The sequence below is a fragment of the Cryobacterium algoricola genome, assembly GCF_004402485.1.
Taxonomy (GTDB): domain Bacteria; phylum Actinomycetota; class Actinomycetes; order Actinomycetales; family Microbacteriaceae; genus Cryobacterium; species Cryobacterium algoricola.
This window is the reverse complement of record NZ_SOFG01000011.1, coordinates 751509-771071: the sequence shown is the minus strand read 5'-3', so window position 1 is coordinate 771071 and position 19563 is coordinate 751509. Positions and strand designations below refer to the sequence as shown.

The window sequence follows — 19563 nt, the reverse complement described above, 5'->3', positions numbered from 1 at the left end:
GCGATGAGCGAAGCAGTGCGGGGCGAGCGGATGAGCGGCGTGCGTGACGTCGTCGTCATCGGCGGCGGGGTGGCCGGCCTCACGGCTGCCCGCGAGTGCGCCCGCGTCGGGCTGAGCGTCACCGTGCTCGAGGCGGGCACCGACCTCGGCGGGGCGCTCGCGAGCCACGAGGTCGCCGGGCTCACCCTGGACAGCGGGGCGGAGAGCTTCGCGGTGCGCCGCAACGCCGTCGCCGAATTCATCGAAGGACTCGGTCTCTCCGACCGGGTCGTGCAGCCGAACCCCGTCGGCGCCTGGCTCTACCTGCCGTCTGAGCGTCCGGGCGGCGCCCCGGTGAGCGCGCCGATGCCCCGGGCCGGCGTGCTCGGCATCCCCGGCTCCCCGCTCGCCGAAGATGTCCGCCGTGTGATCGGCTGGTCGGGAGCGATGCGGGCCTGGCTCGACCGGCTGATGCCCGTGCTCACGATCGGCAGGGAGCACAGCCTCGGCGAACTCGTCCGCAAACGGATGGGCCGCCGCGTCCTCGAACGCCTCGTCGAGCCGGTCACCGCCGGCGTCTACACCTCGTCGGCCGACGACCTCGAGGTCGACGTCGTGGCTCCCGGCCTCAACGCCGCCCTCACCGTGACCGGATCGCTGTCCGGCGCCGTGCTGTCCCTGCGCAGCGCCGCACCCGCCGGCTCCGCCGTGGCCGGGCTTCGCGGCGGCATGGCCGGCCTCGTCGCCGCGCTCCGCTCCGAACTCGACCGCTTCGACGTCGAGGTCGTCACGGAGGCCGTCGTCACCCGCATCCGCCCCACCCCGGCCGAACCCTGGCAGGTCACGATCGCGCCCCGCCCGGAAGCCCCCGAAGAGCCCGGCACCTCCGGAACACCCGACGCCGCGGAAGCGCAGCACCCCGCGGAAACGCCGCATGCCCCCGTCCCGCAGGCGGCGACGGCCGCGCCGGGCGACCTCGAAACCGGGGGCCTGCCGGAGACGCTCTCGGCACGGTTCGTCATCCTGGCGACACCCGGTGCCCAGGCCCTCGCCCTCATCGCGCCCCTCGGCCCGCAGCAGAAGGCGCTCGGCGCCCTGCACTGGCCGAAGCCGACCCCGATCGAACTCGCCACCCTCGTGCTCGCCGCCCCCGAGCTCGACACGCACCCCCGCGGCACCGGGGTCCTCGTCGCAGCGGGCGCGCCCGGTGTGACCGCCAAGGCGCTGACGCACGTCACCGCGAAATGGGACTGGGTCGCCGCGGAAGCGGGTCCCGGCGTGCACGTGCTCCGGTTGTCCTACGGCCGCGCGGGGAAGAAGAATCCGGGCGCCCTCCTCACCGACGACGAATTCCTCGCCCTCGCCCTCGCGGATGCCTCGGCCATCCTCGGCACGCCGCTCTCGGCTGGGCAGGTGCTCGGATTCGACCGCACCCGGTGGGGCGACGCGCTCTCTCCGGCGACCGTCGGCGCCCGCGACCGCGTCGACCAGGTGCGCCGGGCCGTCGCGGCACTCGAAGGGCTCGAGGTCACCGGAGCCTGGCTCTCCGGAACCGGGCTCGCCTCCGTCATCCCCGACGCCCTCGCGACCGCCGGCCGCACCCGCCGCGATGCGCTGGTTCACTGAGCCGTTCTGCCCAGTGGTCCGGCAGTTCGCCCTTCACCGTTTCCGCAGGCGGGATACTCTGAGACGTACGTGAACGACGAAGAATGGAGTGACACATGCGGGGAAAGCTTCTTTTTATCACCGGTGGACTCGTCGGCTACGTCCTGGGCGCACGTGCCGGGCGTAGGCGTTACGACCAGATCGTGGCCTCCGCAGAGAGCCTCTGGAACGCCGACCCCGTGCAGCGCCGCGTGACCGAGGTCCGCGACTTCGCACTCGAGCGGGTCGGCGACGTGCCGGCCGCTCTCATCAACGCCGGCAAGAAACTCGTCGGCACTCTCGCGGACAAGACCGCGAAGGCAACGGATGCCGCCGGCTCGGGCCCGAAGTACGGCACGTCCTGGTCCACGAAACGCCCGGCGCCGTCCGCGCCGTCCGCGCCGTCTGCCGCCTCGTCGGCGACCCCCGCCCACGGCACCCCCGACCCGGGTGCGCCCACATCGGAAGCATCCTCACTGTGACCGGATCGCCGTCGGAGACCGGAACCCCGACAGAGGGCGTCCGCGCGGGCGGGTTCGGCCCGCGGCCGCGCAAGACCCTGATCACCCTCGTCTCCGAGCTGCCGGGGCAGATCGCCGCGCTCATCCACGCGGAGATCGAGGCCTTCAAGTCCGAGATGGCGGGCAAGGCGAAGAACATCGGCCTCGGCATCGGGCTCTTCGTCGTGGCCGGGGTGTTCGCATTCCTCGCGGTCATCGTCTTCGTCGCGCTCGCCGTGATCGCCCTCGCGCTCGTGCTGCCGCTCTGGCTCGCGACGCTCATCGTCGCGGTGGCCCTGCTCCTCGTCGCCGGGATCCTCGTGCTGATCGGGGTCAACCGGGTGAAGGCCGGAACGCGCGCAGACCCGGACGGCCTCGCGGCAAGCATCCGCCGGGACGCAGATGCGATCAAGGGAGTCGGAGACTATGAGCACTGACCAGGGCAAGACGACCGGTGCAGCGGCGACTCCGTCGAAGTCGACGCACGAGTTGCGCGCAGAGGCGACCGCCGCGCGCGCCCAGCTCGCGCTGACCCTCGACGCGATCGAGTACAAGCTCAACGTCCCGAAGCGGTTGCGTGACAAGGAGCGCCTCGCCAGGCGCCGCCTGCACAAGCTCGGCGAGGAGAACCCCACGGCACTGCTCGGGGTCGCTCTCGGCAGCGCCCTCGCGGTCGGCGCCGCCGTCTGGTTCGCGCTCAGGGCCGTCCTCGACGACTGAGACCGCCCGGACGGGCGTGCCCGGCCGGGCGCCGGCTGAGTCTTTTGGCTCTGGTCACAAAAAAGTAGAGACTGTACTCATGACTCAGCCGGCTGCCGGAGAGGCAGTAACCTCTTCCCACCCCGCCCCCGACGCCGACACCCTCACGGGTGGCGCAACGAGCGCGGCATCGCCCCAGGGCTTCACCCTGTTCGCAGTGCTTCGCAAGGACCCGACGAACCCGGACGACCTCGACGGCCGCGACGTCCCGCACGCCGTGCTCGAGCTCGACGACATCGTCGAACTCGTCGAGGCGGAGGGCGTCACCGTCCGCGGTTTCTACGACGTCTCCGGCCTCCGCGCCGACGCGGACCTGATGATCTGGACCCACGCGGCAGAGGCTGAGACCCTGCAGTGGGCCAACCGGGAGCTGCGCCGCAGCCGCCTCCTCAAGAGCCTGCTCCCGACCTGGAACGCGATGGGCGTGCACCGCGACGCCGAGTTCAACAAGAGCCACGTGCCCGGCTTCCTGCGCGGTGTCGAGCCCAAGGCCTGGCTGACCGTCTACCCGTTCGTCCGGAGCTACGAGTGGTACCTGCTCCCGGAGGCGGAGCGCAGCGCCATGCTCGCCGACCACGGCCGCAAGGGCGCGGCCTTCCGCGGCGCGATCGCGAACACCGTCTCCGCGTTCGCCCTCGGCGACTACGAGTGGCTCCTCCCGATCGAGAGCGACGAGCTCACCGAGCTCGTCGACCTGATGCGGGAGCTCCGCAACACCGAGGCCCGCCGCCACGTGCGCGAAGAGGTCCCGTTCTACACCGGCCGCCGCATCTCCACCGCGGAACTCGTCGAGGTGCTCCAGTAGTGACAACATACGACGCCATTCTGCTGGCCGGCTTCGGCGGCCCGGAGGGCCAGGACGACGTGATCCCCTTCCTCCGCAACGTCACGGGCGGCCGCGGCATCCCGGAGGAGCGCCTCGAAGAGGTCGCGACGCACTACCGCCACTTCGGCGGCATCAGCCCGATCAACGCCCAGAACCGCGTCCTCCGGGCCGCGCTCGAGGCCGAACTCGACCGCCGCGGCATCGACATCCCCGTGCTCTGGGGCAACCGCAACTGGGACCCCTACCTCCGCGATGTCATCGCCGAGGCCCACACCAACGGCCAGGACCGCCTGCTCGCGATCGTCACGAGCGCGTACAGCTCGTATTCCGGCTGCCGCCAGTACCGTGAAGACCTCGCGGCCGCGCTCGAGACCACGGGCCTCACCGGCGTCGTGCACATCGACAAGGTCCGTCAGTTCTTCGATCACCCCGGCTTCGTGACCCCGTTCATCACCGGCGTCAGCAAGGGCCTTGCGGATGTCGCAGCCCGGATCCCCGGCATCGACCTCGCCACCGAGGTGGAGGTCCTGTTCTCGACTCATTCGATCCCCTCGACCGATGCGGCGAAGAGCGGACCCGCGGAGCGCGGCTTCGGTGAGGGCGGCGCCTACGAGGCCCAGCACCTCGCCGTCGCGCACACGGTGATGACCGCCGTCGCCGCAGCGGATGCCGCGGCGAGCGAGACCCCGTGGCAGCTCGTCTTCCAGTCCCGGAGCGGGCCGCCGAGCATGCCCTGGCTCGAGCCCGACATCAACGACGCCATCCGGCTGCTCCCGGCCAGGGGCATCCGTGCCGTCGTCATCGTGCCGCTCGGCTTCGTGAGCGACCACATGGAGGTCATGTGGGACCTCGACAACGAGGCGACGGAGACGGCGCAGGAACAGGGACTGTTCTCGGTGCGCGTGCCGACGCCCGGCGTCGACCCGGCCTACGTGAGCGGACTGATCGACCTCGTGGTCGAGCGCCTCGACGACACGCCGGCGGCCGATCGACCGGCGATGACCCCGCTCGGGCCCTGGTACGACGTGTGCCGGCCGGGCTGCTGCGAGAACGTGCGCCTCGGCTTCAAGCCCGCCCTCGCCGGGATCGCACCGTGAGCGCGATCAGGATCGGCACCCGGGGGAGCGCCCTCGCGCTCGCCCAGACCCAGGCGGTCGCCAACCGGATCGCGGCGGCAGCGGGCACCGAGGTCGAGCTCGTCGTGATCACGACCCACGGCGACACCTCGACGGAGCCCCTGTCCGGCCTCGGCGGGACGGGTGTGTTCGCGAGCGCCCTCCGCGAGGCCCTGCTGAACGGTGACTGCGACGCGGTCGTGCACTCCTTCAAGGACCTCCCGACCGCCCGGTATCCCGGGCTCGTCGTCGGCGCCACGCCGCGCCGCGCGGACGCCCGCGACGTGCTCTGCGCACGCGACGGACTGACCCTCGAGACCCTCCCCGAGGGTGCCAGGGTCGGCACCGGGTCTCCCCGCCGGGTGGCCCAGCTCCTGAAAGCCCGCCCGGACCTGACCGTCGTCGACATCCGCGGCAATGTGGACACCCGGCTCGCCCGGGTCACCGCGGGCGACCTCGACGCCGTCGTGCTCGCAGCGGCCGGTCTCAGCAGGCTCGGCCTCCTGAGCGCGGTCGAGGGCGAGTACCTCGAGCTCTCCGACTGGCCGACCGCGGCAGGTCAGGGTTCCCTCGCGATCGAGGTCAGGGAGGGCAGGCTCGATCGCCCGCTCGGCACCGCCCTCGCCGCGATCAACCACGCGACGAGCCAGGCCACCACGACCGCGGAACGGCTCGTGCTCGAGCGGCTGGAGGCCGGCTGTGCCGCCCCGATCGGGGCGATGGCGGCGATCGACGACGGCCTGTTGTTCCTGACGGCGACGGTGTACAGTCCTGATGGTGCCCGAAGTATCGTGAGTTCGCACGCCGCGACGCCCGATTCACATTCCGTCACCCACCTGGTCGAGGCCGCCCAGGACGTCTCCGAGCGTGTGGCCCGTGATCTGATCCAAGGCGGGGCTGCCGATTTTGCCCCCATGAAGGTGACTTCTTAAGAAATGACCTGGCGCTACAAGACCCTCTCCAATCCCACCAAGCCGCTGGCCGGCTGGCGGGTCCTCGTTCCGCGCGGCGGCCCGTGGGGCGACCATGTCGCCGCAGACCTCCGCTCGCGCGGCGCGCAGCCGATCGTGGCCCCGATGATCAACTTCGCCGCGACGGACAATGCCCCGGCCCTCGACGCCGCACTCGCCCGCCTCGCGGACGGGGACTTCGACTGGATGACAATCACGAGTGCGACCACTGTCGACGTCCTCTCCTCGCACCGCGCCGTTGTGGCTCCCGGCACCCGGATCGCCGCGGTCGGCGAGACCACCGCGGCCGCACTCATCGCCGCGGGCTACCGCGTCGACCTCGTTCCCGCTGAAGACAACTCCGCCAGGGGCCTGCTCGCCGAGTGGGAGGCCGCCACCCAGGGTGTCGTCCCCCTGCGCATCCTCACCCTGCGTTCCGAGATCGCCAAGCCCCTGCTGACCGAGGGCCTGCGCCGGATCGGCCACGAGGTCGAGTCGGTCGTCGCCTATCGCACCATCGGGGTGCCCGTCGACCCGCGGGTCGTCGCGGATGTCGCGGCCGGCAAGGTGCAGGCGCTCCTTGTCACGTCGGGGAGTGTCGCAGAACAGGTCCAGGCGCAGTTCGGGCCGGTTCCCGAGACGACCCTCGTCGCCTGCATCGGTCCGCGCACCGCCAAGGACGCCGCGGCGCTCGGCCTCCGCGTCGACCTCGTCGCAGAGGCCCCCAGCGCCGAGGCCCTCATCGAGGCGCTCGCGCACTTCGCTGAACTCCGCTAGCTCCGGTTCCCCCTCCGCCACGCCTCGCGCGGCTCCGCCGAGCCCCGCCCGTTCGCGCCCACCGCCTCCCGCGAGAGCGTAATTTTGGCCCTTAAACCGCGGTCTTAGGGGCCAAAATCGTACTCTCGCGGGACTGCGGGGAACGTGGAGACGGCGTGGGTAGGGTGGATGGGTGATTACTCCAGTTATTCGGCCTCGACGGATGCGTTCGAGTGCCTCGCTCCGCCGGCTCGCCAGTGAGACCCGTCTGCACCCCGCCGAACTCGTGTTGCCGATGTTCGTCCGCGAAGGGCGGGAGTCGGTGGACATCACCTCCATGCCCGGCGTGGTGCAGCACTCGATCGACGGCGCCCGCCGTGCAGCGGCCGAGGCCGCCGCCGCAGGCATCGGTGGTGTGATGCTCTTCGGAGTGCCGGACGTGCGCGACGCCGTCGGCTCCGGCGCGACCGACCCGCGGGGAATCCTCAACGTCGCCACCCGGGCCATCGCCGACGAGGTCGGCGACGCCCTCGTCGTGCAGACCGACCTGTGCCTCGACGAATTCACCGACCACGGCCACTGCGGCGTGCTCGCCCTCGACGGCAGCGTCGACAACGATGCGACCCTCGAGCGGTACAACGAGATGGCGCTCATCCAGGCCGCCTCCGGTTCCCGGCTGCTCGGGCTCAGCGGGATGATGGACGGCCAGGTCGCCTCCGTGCGTGCGGCCCTCGACGGTTCCGGCTTCCAGGACACCGCCGTGCTCGCCTATTCGGCGAAGTACGCCTCCGCGTTCTACGGCCCGTTCCGCGAGGCCGTACAGTCGACGCTCACCGGAGACCGGCGCAGCTACCAGCTCGACCCGGCCAACCGTAGGGAGGGCGTGCGCGAAGCCCTCCTCGACATCGAACAGGGCGCGGATGTCGTGATGGTCAAGCCGGCCGGCAGCTACCTCGATGTGCTCGCGGAGGTCGCCGCCGTGAGCGACGTCCCGGTCTGGGCATACCAGGTGTCCGGTGAATACGCGATGATCGAGGCGGCAGCGGCCCAGGGCTGGATCGACCGCCGCCGTTCGATCGAAGAATCGGTGCTCAGCATCCGCAGGGCCGGCGCAGACGCCGTGCTCACCTACTGGGCCGTCGAGCTCGCCGCGTGGCTCACCGAAGGAAACCAGAAGTGATGACCCGTAACGACGAGTTGTTCGACCGCGCCCAGCGCGCCATCCCCGGCGGAGTGAACTCGCCGGTCCGGGCCTTCCGCTCGGTCGGCGGCACGCCTTTGTTCCTCGTGAAGGCCTCCGGCGCCTATGTCACCGACTCCGACGGCCGCGAGTACGTCGACCTCGTCAGCTCCTGGGGGCCGGCGATCCTCGGCCACGCGCACCCGGAGGTCGTCCACGCCGTCCAGGCCGCTGCGGCACTCGGCCTGTCCTTCGGTGCATCCACTCCGGGCGAGACCGAACTCGCCGAGCTGATTGAGGGCCGCGTCTCGGCCGTCGAGAAGCTGCGCCTCGTGTCGACGGGCACGGAGGCGACCATGACCGCCATCCGCCTCGCCCGCGGCTTCACCGGCCGCGAGCTCCTGATCAAGTTCGCCGGCCACTACCACGGCCACTCCGACGGTCTCCTCGCCCAGGCCGGCTCCGGGCTCGCGACCCTCGCCCTGCCCGGTTCCGCAGGCGTGACCGCTGCGACGGCCGCGCAGACCCTCGTGCTCCCGTACAACGACCTCGAGGCCGTACGCGCCGCGTTCGAGGCCCACCCGGGGCGGATCGCCGCCGTCATCACCGAGGCCGCCGCCGCGAACATGGGCGTCGTCGCGCCGGACCCCGGCTTCAACGCAGCACTCACCGAGCTCGCGCACTCCTACGGGGCGCTGCTCATCATCGACGAGGTGCTCACCGGGTTCCGGGTCGGACCGGCCGGCTACTGGGGCCTCGACAACGCGGGAGCGACTCCCGCGAAGCCGTACACTCCCGACCTCTTCACGTTCGGCAAGGTCATCGGCGGCGGCCTGCCCGTCGCGGCCCTCGGCGGTCGCGCCGAGGTCATGGACTACCTCGCCCCCGCAGGCCCGGTCTACCAGGCCGGCACCCTGTCCGGGAACCCGGTCGCCGTCGCGGCAGGCATCGCCACCCTGCGCGCCCTCGACGACACCGTCTACCCGCGGCTCGATGCGACGGCGCTGCTGCTCTCGAACGCCGTCTCGGCGGCCTTGTCCGCAGAAGGCGTCGCGCACAGCGTGCAAAGGGCGGGCAACCTGTTCAGCTTCGCCTTCGGGGCGGATGCCGCCGCGCACCCCCCGCGGGACTACGCGGCCGTGCAGCGCCAGGAGTCCTTCCGGTACGGCCCGTTCTTCCACGCGATGCTCGACGCCGGGGTGTCCCTGCCGCCCTCGGTGTTCGAGGCCTGGTTCGTCTCGGCGGCCCACGACGAGCAGGCGATCGAGTGGATACTCGACGCCCTGCCCGCCGCGGCGAAGGCCGCGGCGGCCGCTGTGGCCCCCGACTGACGGAGCGCACAGTGCCGCGTTACTGCATTGTGAGGTTTCGGCAGCCGTTTTACCGGCCGAACGGGGCAGACTAGGCCTATGGCTTCCTTGCGCGTTCATCCCGATCGGCTCGAGGTACACCTGACGAAGGCCGAAAAGACGCTGGCCTTCCGCCGCGAGGACATCGTCGTCGCGCGGGACAACATCCGCTCGGTGACGATCACGGACGACCCGTGGATCTGGATCCGCGGGATCCGCGCCCCCGGCCTCGAGGTTCCGCTCGTGCTCGCGGTCGGCACCTGGAAGTTCCACGGCGGCAAGGACTTCCTCGCGATCAAGCGCCGCCGCCAGGCCGTCGTCATCGACCTCGTCGACGAAGACTTCTCGCGCGTCATCCTCACGACGAACCACGCCCCCGACCTGATCGCCTCGCTCAAGCTGTAGCTGTAGCTCCGGCAGGTCGCAGGTCGCAGTTCCGGGGCTATGGGCGCACGCCGCTCGTCGTGACGATCTTCGTCCAGGGCCCCGGCGGCACGTCCGCCGCCTCGACGAACTGCCAGTCGACCGTGTCGTTCTCACCGTTGATGTCGCTGAAGCGCAGGCAGCCGTTCAATGCGGGGGAGACGTCCATGCCTGCGCCATTGAACTTCTTGTTGGCCGGTCGGGCATCGTCGGCACCGAACACATAGGCGGCGTCATGGTACTGGCCGGGCCCGGCGTCCTCGATCTGGCCGTAGCACGTCTGCCCGTTCGAGCGGATGCGCACCCACCGGTTCTTCATCAGACTGACGGTGTCATCGCCCGCCGAACCGGCGTACGCGGACTGGACGGCCCACGGCACCACCTGCTCGCGGGTCGCGAACGCCTGGGCGTCGTTGAGGTCGTCGAACGGCAGGTCGAGGTAGAACGGGTTCTCCTTCGGTGCCAGCTGGGTCGGGAAGTAGTCGTTGGCCGCCGTGCGCACCTCGGTCTGGCAGTCGTCGGCGGTCCGGACGCCGTCGCAGCCGCCGTAGCTCTCCATCCACCCCGAGTCGTAGGTCGAATAGACCTGGCTGCCGTCCGCGGCGTTCGGGTCGAAGATCTCACCGACCCAGAAGGTGGTCGAAACGATCCCGGTGTGCCAGGGGTATGCGCCGGCGGCGGGTGCCGTCGGGCTTGCGCTCACCGGAGGTGTGGGGCTCCCGCCGGGTGTCGGGGTTCCGGGCGACCGGGTGGCCGAGGGGGTCGCCGTGCTCTGGCCGGGGCGGGGAGCGGTCGACAGCACGATCGTGAGCACGGCCAGGATCGCCAGGCCGATCGCGAGGAGGCTGATCAGGAGCGTGCGCCGACGGGGGGTCACGCCCCCTGTCTCATCGTCTTCCGGCATTCACCCTCCTCCAGCACTCAGGACGCCCCAACCGGGTCGGCATCGGACGGCGTTGAGATGTTATCCGGCCACGCGCCCGCTCACGGCTGATCTTCACCACCTTCCCAGCGGACCGGTGGCCGGCTCGGGCCGGCCACCCGTCTGGTGACCCCGCTCAGTCGACGGTGACCGACTTGGCGAGGTTGCGGGGCTTGTCCGCGTCGAAGCCGAGCTCGACGGCGAGGCCGAGTGCGAGCATCTGCAGCGGGACGACGGCCGCGAGCGGTCCGCACGGCGCTGCGAGGGATAACGGGACCTCGATGCTGCTGCCGGCCCGGCCGATCGTGATGATGCGGCCGCCGCGCGCCCGCACCTCCGCGATGTTCCCGGCGAGCCGTGGGTCGCCGTCGTCCACCACGACGACGGGCGTGCCCTGTTCGACGAGGGCGAGTGGACCGTGCTTGAGCTCGCCGGCCGGGTACGCCTCCGCCCAGCGATAGGTGATCTCCTTGAGCTTGAGGGCGCCCTCCGCCGCGTAGGCGACGCCGGCTCCACGGCCCAGGAAGAGGAAGCCCTTCGCGCCGCGCACCTCGTCGACGAGGGGAGGGAGCAGCGCCCGCGCCGCGGCGGCGGCCTCCGCGAGCTGTTCCGGAACGAGGTAGAGGTCGTTGACGAGCCGGCGGGCCTGTGCGGTGTCCATCCGGCCGCTCGCGACGAGCGACGAGATCACCAGCCCCGTGCCGACGAGGATCTGGCAGACGAAGGTCTTGGTCGCCGCGACCCCGATCTCCGGCCCCGCCGAGCAACTCAGCACAGCGTCGACCTTGCGGCCGAGCGTCGAGTGGACGTTGTTGACGAGAGCGAGCACGGGGAACCCCTCCGGACTCTCGTCGAGGGCGCGGAGCACGTCCGCGGTCTCGCCTGACTGGCTCATCATCACCGTCAGGGTGCCCAGCTCGACGACCGAACCGGCCGCCTCGCTCGCGACGACGGAGGAATGCGCGAGCCCGCCCAGACGGCTCAGTGCCGAACCGATCACTTCGCCGGCATTCAGGGAGGTGCCGCACGCGACAACGCGCATCCGGTCGAACCGCGGAAGGCCGAGGTCGTTCCAGAGCGCACCGGTCGCGATTCGTCCGCCGACCTCCTCGAGCAGGCGGGTCGCCGCCTCCGGCTGTTCGAGGATCTCCGCCGCCATGTGGTCGTCGGCCTCGAGGGTGAGCGAGAAGGTCGGCCGCGGCGGCCGAGGAATGGCCGTCGGTACGGCGACGGGGGTACCCGCATGCGTCCAGACCAGGTCGTTCGTCACCTCGATGACGTCGCCGTCCGCGAGGATGTGGAACTCCTCGACCCAGTCGCCGATCGCCGAGATGTCGCTCGCGAGGAAGACGCCGGCCGTGGAGCGCGCGGCGAGCAACGGCGAGCGGTGCGCGGCGGCGACCATCCGCCCCGTCCGGGCGTCGAGGACGACGAGGGCCCACGAGCCGGTCAGCTGGGCGACCGCGCCGCTCACGGCGTGGAGCAGGTCGTCGGAGACGAGGAGCCGGTCTTCGACGAGGTGGCAGATGACTTCGCTGTCGACCTCGGAGGAGAACCGGTGCCCGGCGTGCACGAGCTCGGCACGCAGCCGGTCCGCGTTGTCGAGGATGCCGTTGTGCACGACGCTCACCCGGCCCTCGCAGTCCTGGTGGGGGTGAGCGTTCTGCTCGCTCACCCCGCCGTGGGTCGCCCAGCGGGTGTGGCCGATGCCGGTGCCCGCGAGCAGGGGGCCGGCCCACCCGTCGACGAGCCCGGTCAGGGAATCGACCCGGGAGGTCGTGCGGAAGACGGCCGTCGTGCCGTCTGCCGCGGTCACGGCGATGCCCGCCGAGTCGTAGCCGCGGTATTCGAGCCGCTTCAGTCCCGCGATGAGGTAGCCGGGCGCCGGTTCGATGGCGCGACAGGCGATGATCCCGCACATCAGCGCGCCTCGGGGGTCTGGCCGCCGACGGCGACGAGGCCGGGGTCGTGGGGATGCAGCGGCGAACCCGCGAGGGCCATCGCCTCGTTGCCGTTCCCGCCGGCCACCACAGCGCCGGCCACGTTCCGGATCACGTCGTCGAGCGGGGTCCTCGGTTCGAAGTCCACGAGCTTCCGCGCGAGGCCGTTGTTGGGGACCCGACGACGCATGTCCTCGTAGCCGGGGGCGTACGCCTGCTCGTAGGGGATCAGGCTGATGCTGCTCGTCGAGCCGAGCACGTCGATCACGCGCTCGGCGAGGCCGAGGATCGAGATCTCCTGGGCGCCGCCCATGTTGACGGCGCGGCCGTACGCGGCGGGCGTCTCGGCGAGCCGGACCAGCGCAGGCACGATGTCGCCGACGTAGGAGAAGCACCGGGTCTGGCGTCCGTCGCCGAAGACCGTCAGCGGTTCCCCGCGCTGCGCCTGGCCGACGAGGTTGGGGAAGACCATGCCGTACCGGCCGGTCTGGCGGGGTCCGACGGTGTTGAACAGGCGCACGATGGCGACCGGGAGGCCGTATTCGCGCCAGTATGCGTGAGCGAAGGCCTCGTCGATGCCTTTCGCGGCCGCGTACGTCCACCGGGACTTGAGAGCGGACCCGAGGATGCGGTCGGACTCCTCGTCGAGGCTGTCAGCGGTGTTCTTCCCGTAGACCTCGCTCGTGGACGCGAGCAGCAGGGTCGCCCCGGCCGCGACGCAGGCGTCGAGGACGTTCTCGGTGCCGTGGATGTTGGTGCGCAGGCTCGTCAGGGGCTCCTCGACGATGAGCTTGACGCCGACGGCCGCAGCGAGGTGGAACACCCGGTCGCGTCCGTTCACGAGGCCGGTGACGAGCGCCTTGTCGAGGATGCTGCCCTGGACGAACCGCAACCGGGGGTTGTCGCTGACCCTCGCGAGGTTGCGGAGCGAGCCCGTGGAGAGGTCGTCGAGCACGATGACGTCGTCGCCCTGCTGCAACAGGTATTCGGTGAGGTGGCTGCCGATGAAGCCGGCGCCGCCGGTGATCAATGATTTCACGGTGGTTCTCCGATCGAAAGGGTGGGCAGGGCAACGGATGCCGGGGGCAGGACGTGCCCCCGGCATCCGCCCGGGAATCAAGAGGTCAGAGCTGGACGCGGCGGGGCAGGTCGGTGCGACGGTAGGTCGTGTCGAGCACGAGGACTTCGGGGGACAGCCATTCCCAGTCGACGTTGTCGTGGTCGGTGTGCAGGACAACGAGGTCGGCGCCGAATGCGTCCGGGTCGACCGTCGCGGTGAGCTCACTCCCGTTCCTGAGCCGCACGGCGCCGAAGAACGGGTCGTGGAATCCGACGTCCGCGCCCTGGTCCGACAGCATGCTGAGGATCTCCAGGGCCGGCGACTCGCGGAGGTCGGCGACGTTGGGCTTGTACGAGATCCCGACCACGAGCACGCGTGAGCCGCGGAGCGGCTTGCCCTGGTCTGCGAGGGTTTCGCGCACCCGTTCGAGGACCCGGCGCGGGCGGCCGGCGATCTCGCTCATCGCGTGTTCGATGACCGGCGCGTCGACGTGGGCCTTGCGGAGCTGCCAGAGCAGGTAGTGCGGATCGCACGGGATGCAGTGCCCGCCGACGCCGGCGCCGGGGAAGAAGGGCATGAAGCCGTACGGCTTCGTCGCAGCGGCATTGATGACCTCGATGACCGAGAGCCCGAGCGCGAGGCACGCCTCGGCGAATTCGTTCGCCAGGGCGATGTTCACCGCCCGGAAGGTGTTCTCGAGGAGCTTGCTCATCTCGGCGACCTCGAGGGAGCTGACGCCGTGGATGTTGCGCGCGTAGCGGCCGAGGAGGGCGGCTCCCGCGGCCTGGCAGGCCGGGGTCGCTCCTCCGACCACCCGTGGCACGTCCTCGTGGGCGTAGCGGTCGTTGCCGGGGTCGATGCGTTCCGGGCTGAAGGATACGAAGATGTCCTTGCCTGCGGTCAGGCCGCGCACGAGCAGCGGGGTGACGAGGAGGTCCCTCGTGCAGCCGGGGTACGTCGTGGATGTGAGCATCAGGAGCTGGCCGGGCACGGCGGCATCGACGACCATCGTGCACGCGCTCGCGAGGATCTCGAGGTCGGGCGTGAGGTGTTCGTCGATCGGGGTGGGGACGCAGATGATGACCGCCGCCGCGTCGCCGAGCCGGTAGGTGTCGCCCGTGATCTGGAAGCCGTCGCCCGCCATCGCCGTCTCGAGGCGGTCACGGTCGGACTCGAGCAGGTCGGCTTCGCCGCTGCGGATCACGGCGAGCCGGCGTTCGCTCACGTCGACGCCGAGCACCCGGAGGCCGGCGGCGTGCAGGGACAGCGCCGTCGGCAGCCCGACGTAACCCAGGCCCACGATCGCGACGTCGAAGTCGAACTGGGTGCGGGGGATGACCGGGATGAGCAGGGCGTCCGCGGTCGTGCGCTGGCGACTCTGGTGGGTGAGCGGCAGGGAAGAGTCGTCGACGATTTCGATTGACATTCCAGGTCCTTTGTTTGGGTAAGTCGGTTCGCGGATGCGCCGCTGGCGCCGCGAGGAGTTTCGGGACTCGGCGGGGCGCGGCAGGTGGTGTTCCCGCGGCCAGTCTCTGCAGATGTTGCGATCCGGGCAACCCATGGATCGGACTCTGCGGGTTCGTGTGGGCATCCCGCATCCGGATGTGGTTAACCGCAGTTGTCCGCCGTCGCGGGCGCCCTGTCCCGCGTGTACGGTCGGACCACCGGCGCGACCCCTCCGCCGGCCGGCCGACGGAGAGTCACATGCTGAGCCTGATCGTTGTGCTCGTCCTCGTGGTCGGGGTGAACACGGCGCTGTGGGGCACGGTCGGTCTGGGCCGGGTCGTTGCGCAGGCGTTCCGGAACCGGCCGCGGAGCGCGCGCCACCGGCTCGCGCAGTCGACGGCAGGCACGGCCGGCGTGGGAGCGGCCCGCCGCCTCACCCCGAACGACGTTGCCGTGCTGATCGCGGCGCACAACGAAGAACTCGTGATCCGGAACACGATCCGCTCGGCTGCCCGGCTCGTGCCCGTCGGCAATATCTTCATCGCGTCTGACGCGTCGAAGGACGCGACGGCCGTGATCGCGGAGGAGAGCGGGGCGAACATCGTCGAGCTGCTGCCCAATCGCGGCAAGGCCGGTGCGCTCGTCGCCGCGATCGCGCACTTCCGGCTCGCCGAACGCTTCGAGATCGTGATGCTGCTCGACGCGGACACGCAGCTCGCGGACGACTACATGGAGACGGGCCTGCCCTACTTCGACGATCCGGGGGTCGTCGCCGTCGCCGGCCGTGCCGCGACGGTCACGGACCCGCCGTCGCCGACCCGGCTCGGACGTTTTCTCGTGGCGTACCGCGAACGGTTCTACGTGGTCGTGCAGTTCCTCCTCAAGTACGGTCAGGCCGCCCGCTTCGCGAACGTGGTGTCGATCGTCCCCGGCTTCGCGAGCATGTACCGCAGCCGGATCCTCGCCGATATCGACATCTCCGCCCCCGGGCTCGCGATCGAGGACTTCAACATGACATTCGAGGTGCATGCCAAGCGGCTCGGCCGCATCGCGTTCCACCCCCTCGCGGCGATCGCGTACACCCAGGATCCCGACACCTTCCGGGACTACACGAAACAGCTGCGCCGCTGGACGCTCGGCTTCTGGCAGACGGTCCGCCGGCACGGCTTCCGGTTCGGGACCTTCTGGGGGGCCCTCGCCCTCTACGTCTTCGAACTCGTGACGAGCAGCATCATGATGCTGATCTTCCTTCCGCTGCTCCTCGTGTCGCTGGCTGCGGCGGCCTGGGGAGAGGTCTCGGCCGACCCGGTGTCGATTGCGGTCGCACAGGCGGTTCCCCCGGCCTCCATCGTCATCGGGGTGCTGGTACCGGACTACCTGCTCACGATCCTGGTCGTGATCGTGACCGGGCGGGTGCACTACCTCGTGCTCGGGATCGGCTTCCCGCTCGTGCGCATCGTCGACGCCTTCATCTGCCTGCGGACCATCCCGCAGGCGTTCTTCGGCCGGTCGAGCGGCACCTGGAAGAGCCCGGAACGACGGAGCAACACGGCGGTCGGCTCCGGCATCGCGGTCGTCGACGCCCTTCCGGGATAGCACGACCCCGGCCGGGCGCCCGGCCACACGGGTGGGGCGCCCGTGCGGGGTCGCTGATCAGATCATCCCGCTCGCCGCGCCGTCCGCGAGCATCGCGCCGGAACCGGACAGCAGTGCGATCAGGTGCGACCGGGACTTGGCGCCGAGTTTGTTGTACGTGCGCGTGAGTCGCACCTCGACCGTGCGCAGGGAAACGAACAGCTCCGCGGCGATCTCCTTGTTCCGCTTGCCCTGCTGCACGAGTTCGGCGACGAGCCGTTCGTCGGGGGCGAGGGCCGCGAGGAGGGGATTGACGCTCGGGGCGTGGGTGCCGAGACGGACGGCATCCGCTTTTCTGGCCCACGGGATGGCGCCGAGCTGGGTGAAGATCATCCGCGCGGCCAGGTACTGGTCCGCGCCCTCCCTGCCGTGCCCGAGGCTCACGAGCCGGTCGGCATAGCTCAGGAGGGTGCGGCCCTGCTCGAACTGCGAATCGCCCGGCTGCCAGAGACCCACGGCCTGTTCGAAGACGGCGACGGATGCCTCGCCGGGTGTCAGCAGGGCCTCGGCGCGTGCAGAGGCGAGCGCCGTCCACCGGCTGTGGACGGGCCGGGCCCTCGCCCGGAACTCACGGAACTGGATCACGGCCTCCCGGAGGCGGCCGGAGAGGACGTATGCCTCGATCAGGTCGACCTGGCTCCGGAGCAGCGAGGGGTTGCGGAACGCGGACCCGATGGTGCCGGCCCGGCTCAGGAACGCGATCGCATCGTCGAACCGGCCCTCCATGAGCGCGAACCGGCCCTGGTCGGCCACGAGCCGGGCGGCGAGTGCCGGATGGTCGCTCGTCGCGAAGCTGCGGTTGCAGAGCTCGATCGCCGCGTCCGCGCGCGCGCGGTCTCCGCGAGCCTGCCAGTACCAGGCCGTGAGGAGCTGGAGCGGGCGACGGTGCACCTGTTCCGTGCCGGAACCCGTGAGCGATTCGATGATGGCCATGGCCTCGAACTGGTTGCCGGCGAGGATTTCGTTCTCCGCGAGGTAGTACCGCGCCGTCTGCAGGACGAGGGGCTCCGGCGGAGGTTCGAGGCCGACTACGGTGCGCAGCACCCGCCTAGCGTCGCCGTAGCGGTCGATGAACGTGAGGCTGCGGCCGAGGACGGACAGGGCGCGGGCGCTCGTCTCCTCGGTCCAGCCATGCCGGGAGAGCCTCTCGAACATCCGGGTCGCTGGTCCTGGGTCACCCTCGAGAGCACCGAGCAGCAGGGCGGACAGTTCGTGGAGTTCGCGCGCCTCCGGGGTTGCGCTCTCGAGAAGATGGCGGCCCCTGGCGAGGGCTTCCCGCGCGGCCTCGACCTCCCAGCGTTCGGCATGGCTGAGGGCGCTCATGCCGAGCATGCGGACGAGGTCTTCCGCCCTGCTGCCTGCGTCTCGTGGCCCGGCCCAGTCGTCGAGGTCCGTCGTGAGCAGCTGGTGGGTCGACATGAATTCGATTCCGGTGCGGAGGATGGCCAGCTGTGTGCCCGTGGCGATCGAGCCGGGCCGGCGCTGGCCGAGCCTGGCGTAGCGGGCGGCATAGGAGAGTTCGCCCTGCCGGTACATTGCCTCCGCGACCTCGAGCAGGGCGTCCGGGCTTCCCGTCGCGTCGAGGGCGAGCGCGAGGGCGCGTTCGGCGAGTTCGACGGCCTGCCAGATCAGGCCTCTCCGAGCGAATTCGGCCGCTGAGGCGAGCAGTTCGTCCGAGGACAGGCTGCCGGCATCCGCCCAGCTGCGGTGCCACGCCGCGAGGCCGGGGTCCCCGCCGGGCGCCGCCTCGCTGCGGGCGGCGCGGGCGTGGAATTCGGCGCGGGTGCCTGCGTCGATGGACCAATAGAGGTGGGACCGCAACGCGGAGTCCGAAATCCGGAGGTACCGGCCGTCGCGGATGACGGTTCCCGCCGACAGGAGCTCCTCGAGGGCGCCGCGGAGCGGGTCGTCGCTCTGCCGGATCGGATCCTGGCTGCTCAGGTAGGAGCAGGACAGCATCGCCAGCAGGAGGTGCTGGTCGTCTGGTTCTTCCGAGGTCCGGGTCGAGGGGGCGCGCGAGGCGCGGAACGGCAGCGCGACCGGAGCAGCGTTCCCGAGGTGCCTGCCGGTCAGGAGCCGGGCGTTCCTGGCGAGCTCGGACGGGCTCCCCGACGAGGAGGATGCGAGCATCCGGCGGAGCGCCTCATCGGACTGGGGGCCGAGAAGCTCCGTCGCGAGGATCATCGATTCGGCGAAGCTGAGGCGGTCGAGGGTGATGCGCGGGAGCGAGGCGAGCGGACCGACGGGCGGCTCCGCGCACACGGTGCCCACGAGGCGCATTCCCGTGCCGCCGAGGCGCGCCGCGACCATCGCGAAGACGGTCTGGCTCGCCAGGTCCATCAAGTCGAGGTCGTCGATCAGGAGCAGCGTTGTCGCGGGGGTGAAGTCACGGATCAGGGTGAGGAGTTCCGCCGCGCGGGCGGCGAGCTGGGCATCCGCTTCACCGGGGATAAGGAGTTCGCTGGAGAGCGCGGCCGCGGCCGGGTTCTGGAAGGAGGCGACGAAGGCCGAGAGACCGGAGAGCGGGAAACCGGCTTCCGCGGGATTGATCCTGACCCGGAAGATCTCGACCCCTGCGATCGGTTCAACGGAGGCGAGCAGGCGCGATTTACCGGACCCGGGCTCGCCGACGACCAGCAGGGCCGACTCGTGAGGGGCGGTTGCGAGGTCGAGGATCGCGCCCAGCGTGTCGCGGTGGATGCTGGACTTCATGCGACGGCTCCGGGGAGCTGTCCAGCCCGTTCCGGGGGTCGGTAAAAGACATCATTCATGAGACGGCGCTTCGTTTCGGGTAACGAGTGCGTGCGGATCACTCTATTCGGGGAGTACAGCAGCCGCCTCGGGGATGAGTCGGTGCTCTGCATTACTACCTGTGTGCGGTTCCAGAATGGGTGGTCTGGAGCCGGTCACCCCCGGTGGACGGGGGCTCCTGCTATGCAAGGTACGCTCATTTCTTTCCAAGGTATCCCCCACTAGTGGGGGATTACGGCGCGCCGAAAGTCTGGGGATCTGGTGAGGGGCATCCGCTGTGGTAGTGCTGCCGGGCGGTTCGATCGCGAATAAATCGCGTCTGACCGCG

At 70.6% G+C, this 19563-nt stretch carries 17 protein-coding genes; 12 read left to right on the top strand and 5 right to left on the bottom strand.

Annotated elements, in window-relative coordinates:
- Positions 1-3: 3 nt before the first annotated feature.
- The 11 genes from E3O44_RS10320 to E3O44_RS10275 all read left to right on the top strand — a co-directional run bounded on the left by E3O44_RS10320 (position 4) and on the right by E3O44_RS10275 (position 9463).
- A complete protein-coding gene (locus E3O44_RS10320) occupies positions 4-1605 on the top strand; it encodes a protoporphyrinogen/coproporphyrinogen oxidase (protein WP_134534636.1) in 1602 nt (533 codons plus the stop codon).
- Between the two features lie 95 nt (positions 1606-1700).
- Positions 1701-2105 carry a YtxH domain-containing protein gene (locus E3O44_RS19215; RefSeq protein WP_166792608.1) on the top strand — a complete coding sequence of 135 codons (405 nt, stop codon included), beginning with the start codon at positions 1701-1703 and terminating at the stop codon, positions 2103-2105.
- A complete protein-coding gene (locus E3O44_RS19210) occupies positions 2102-2560 on the top strand; it encodes a phage holin family protein (RefSeq protein WP_166792607.1) in 459 nt (152 codons plus the stop codon). The genes E3O44_RS19215 and E3O44_RS19210 overlap by 4 nt, the downstream gene beginning before the upstream one ends.
- Positions 2550-2843, top strand: coding sequence for a DUF3618 domain-containing protein (locus tag E3O44_RS10310; RefSeq protein WP_134534634.1), 294 nt, complete (start codon positions 2550-2552; stop codon positions 2841-2843). Before E3O44_RS19210 ends, E3O44_RS10310 begins: the two co-directional genes overlap by 11 nt.
- A 79-nt stretch (positions 2844-2922) precedes the next feature.
- On the top strand, positions 2923-3687 hold the full coding sequence (gene hemQ, locus E3O44_RS10305; RefSeq protein ID WP_134534633.1) for a hydrogen peroxide-dependent heme synthase: 765 nt from the start codon (positions 2923-2925) through the stop codon (positions 3685-3687).
- The gene (locus tag E3O44_RS10300; protein ID WP_134534632.1) at positions 3687-4805 is read left to right on the top strand and encodes a ferrochelatase; all 1119 of its coding nucleotides are present in this window, start codon (positions 3687-3689) and stop codon (positions 4803-4805) included. Before hemQ ends, E3O44_RS10300 begins: the two co-directional genes overlap by 1 nt.
- A complete protein-coding gene (gene hemC / locus E3O44_RS10295) occupies positions 4802-5755 on the top strand; it encodes a hydroxymethylbilane synthase (RefSeq protein WP_134534631.1) in 954 nt (317 codons plus the stop codon). Before E3O44_RS10300 ends, hemC begins: the two co-directional genes overlap by 4 nt.
- A gap of 3 nt (positions 5756-5758) precedes the next feature.
- Positions 5759-6550, top strand: a complete 792-nt coding sequence (locus E3O44_RS10290) for a uroporphyrinogen-III synthase (protein ID WP_134534630.1) — start codon at positions 5759-5761, stop codon at positions 6548-6550.
- A 175-nt stretch (positions 6551-6725) separates the two neighbouring features.
- Complete coding sequence (gene hemB, locus E3O44_RS10285) at positions 6726-7709, top strand: porphobilinogen synthase (RefSeq protein ID WP_372488173.1); 984 nt, start codon at positions 6726-6728, stop codon at positions 7707-7709.
- A complete protein-coding gene (hemL, locus tag E3O44_RS10280) occupies positions 7709-9040 on the top strand; it encodes a glutamate-1-semialdehyde 2,1-aminomutase (RefSeq protein ID WP_134534894.1) in 1332 nt (443 codons plus the stop codon). Before hemB ends, hemL begins: the two co-directional genes overlap by 1 nt.
- 78 nt (positions 9041-9118) lie before the next feature.
- Positions 9119-9463, top strand: coding sequence for a hypothetical protein (locus tag E3O44_RS10275; RefSeq protein ID WP_134534628.1), 345 nt, complete (start codon positions 9119-9121; stop codon positions 9461-9463).
- A 37-nt stretch (positions 9464-9500) separates the two neighbouring features.
- On the opposite strand, the gene E3O44_RS10270 is transcribed toward E3O44_RS10275, so the two are convergent.
- From E3O44_RS10270 to E3O44_RS10255, 4 genes are all read right to left on the bottom strand, one after another.
- Entirely contained in the window at positions 9501-10385 is an 885-nt protein-coding gene (locus E3O44_RS10270; protein WP_174775065.1) for a hypothetical protein, read from the bottom strand.
- A gap of 154 nt (positions 10386-10539) precedes the next feature.
- Positions 10540-12324, bottom strand: coding sequence for a glutamine--fructose-6-phosphate transaminase (isomerizing) (gene glmS, locus E3O44_RS10265; protein ID WP_134534627.1), 1785 nt, complete (start codon positions 12322-12324; stop codon positions 10540-10542).
- The gene (locus E3O44_RS10260; RefSeq protein WP_134534626.1) at positions 12324-13382 is read right to left on the bottom strand and encodes an NAD-dependent epimerase/dehydratase family protein; all 1059 of its coding nucleotides are present in this window, start codon (positions 13380-13382) and stop codon (positions 12324-12326) included. Before E3O44_RS10260 ends, glmS begins: the two co-directional genes overlap by 1 nt.
- Before the next feature lie 85 nt (positions 13383-13467).
- Positions 13468-14829, bottom strand: coding sequence for a nucleotide sugar dehydrogenase (locus E3O44_RS10255; protein WP_134534625.1), 1362 nt, complete (start codon positions 14827-14829; stop codon positions 13468-13470).
- A 278-nt stretch (positions 14830-15107) separates the two neighbouring features.
- Between E3O44_RS10255 and E3O44_RS10250 the strand changes: the two genes are divergently transcribed.
- Positions 15108-16445: a glycosyltransferase family 2 protein gene (locus E3O44_RS10250; protein ID WP_134534624.1), complete on the top strand. Its 1338-nt coding sequence runs from the start codon at positions 15108-15110 to the stop codon at positions 16443-16445.
- Positions 16446-16502: 57 nt separating this feature from the next.
- On the opposite strand, the gene E3O44_RS10245 is transcribed toward E3O44_RS10250, so the two are convergent.
- Positions 16503-19196: a LuxR family transcriptional regulator gene (locus E3O44_RS10245; protein ID WP_134534623.1), complete on the bottom strand. Its 2694-nt coding sequence runs from the start codon at positions 19194-19196 to the stop codon at positions 16503-16505.
- Positions 19197-19563 lie beyond the last annotated feature (367 nt).

Coding starts and splice junctions, on each gene's coding strand:
- E3O44_RS10320 (WP_134534636.1), top strand. CDS start 4: ATGAGCGAAGCAGTGCGGGGCGAGCGGATGAGCGGCGTGCGTGACGTC.
- E3O44_RS19215 (WP_166792608.1), top strand. CDS start 1,701: ATGCGGGGAAAGCTTCTTTTTATCACCGGTGGACTCGTCGGCTACGTC.
- E3O44_RS10310 (WP_134534634.1), top strand. CDS start 2,550: ATGAGCACTGACCAGGGCAAGACGACCGGTGCAGCGGCGACTCCGTCG.
- hemQ (WP_134534633.1), top strand. CDS start 2,923: ATGACTCAGCCGGCTGCCGGAGAGGCAGTAACCTCTTCCCACCCCGCC.
- E3O44_RS10290 (WP_134534630.1), top strand. CDS start 5,759: ATGACCTGGCGCTACAAGACCCTCTCCAATCCCACCAAGCCGCTGGCC.
- hemL (WP_134534894.1), top strand. CDS start 7,709: ATGACCCGTAACGACGAGTTGTTCGACCGCGCCCAGCGCGCCATCCCC.
- E3O44_RS10275 (WP_134534628.1), top strand. CDS start 9,119: ATGGCTTCCTTGCGCGTTCATCCCGATCGGCTCGAGGTACACCTGACG.
- E3O44_RS10270 (WP_174775065.1), bottom strand. CDS start 10,385: ATGCCGGAAGACGATGAGACAGGGGGCGTGACCCCCCGTCGGCGCACG.
- glmS (WP_134534627.1), bottom strand. CDS start 12,324: ATGTGCGGGATCATCGCCTGTCGCGCCATCGAACCGGCGCCCGGCTAC.
- E3O44_RS10255 (WP_134534625.1), bottom strand. CDS start 14,829: ATGTCAATCGAAATCGTCGACGACTCTTCCCTGCCGCTCACCCACCAG.
- E3O44_RS10250 (WP_134534624.1), top strand. CDS start 15,108: ATGCTGAGCCTGATCGTTGTGCTCGTCCTCGTGGTCGGGGTGAACACG.
- E3O44_RS10245 (WP_134534623.1), bottom strand. CDS start 19,196: ATGAAGTCCAGCATCCACCGCGACACGCTGGGCGCGATCCTCGACCTC.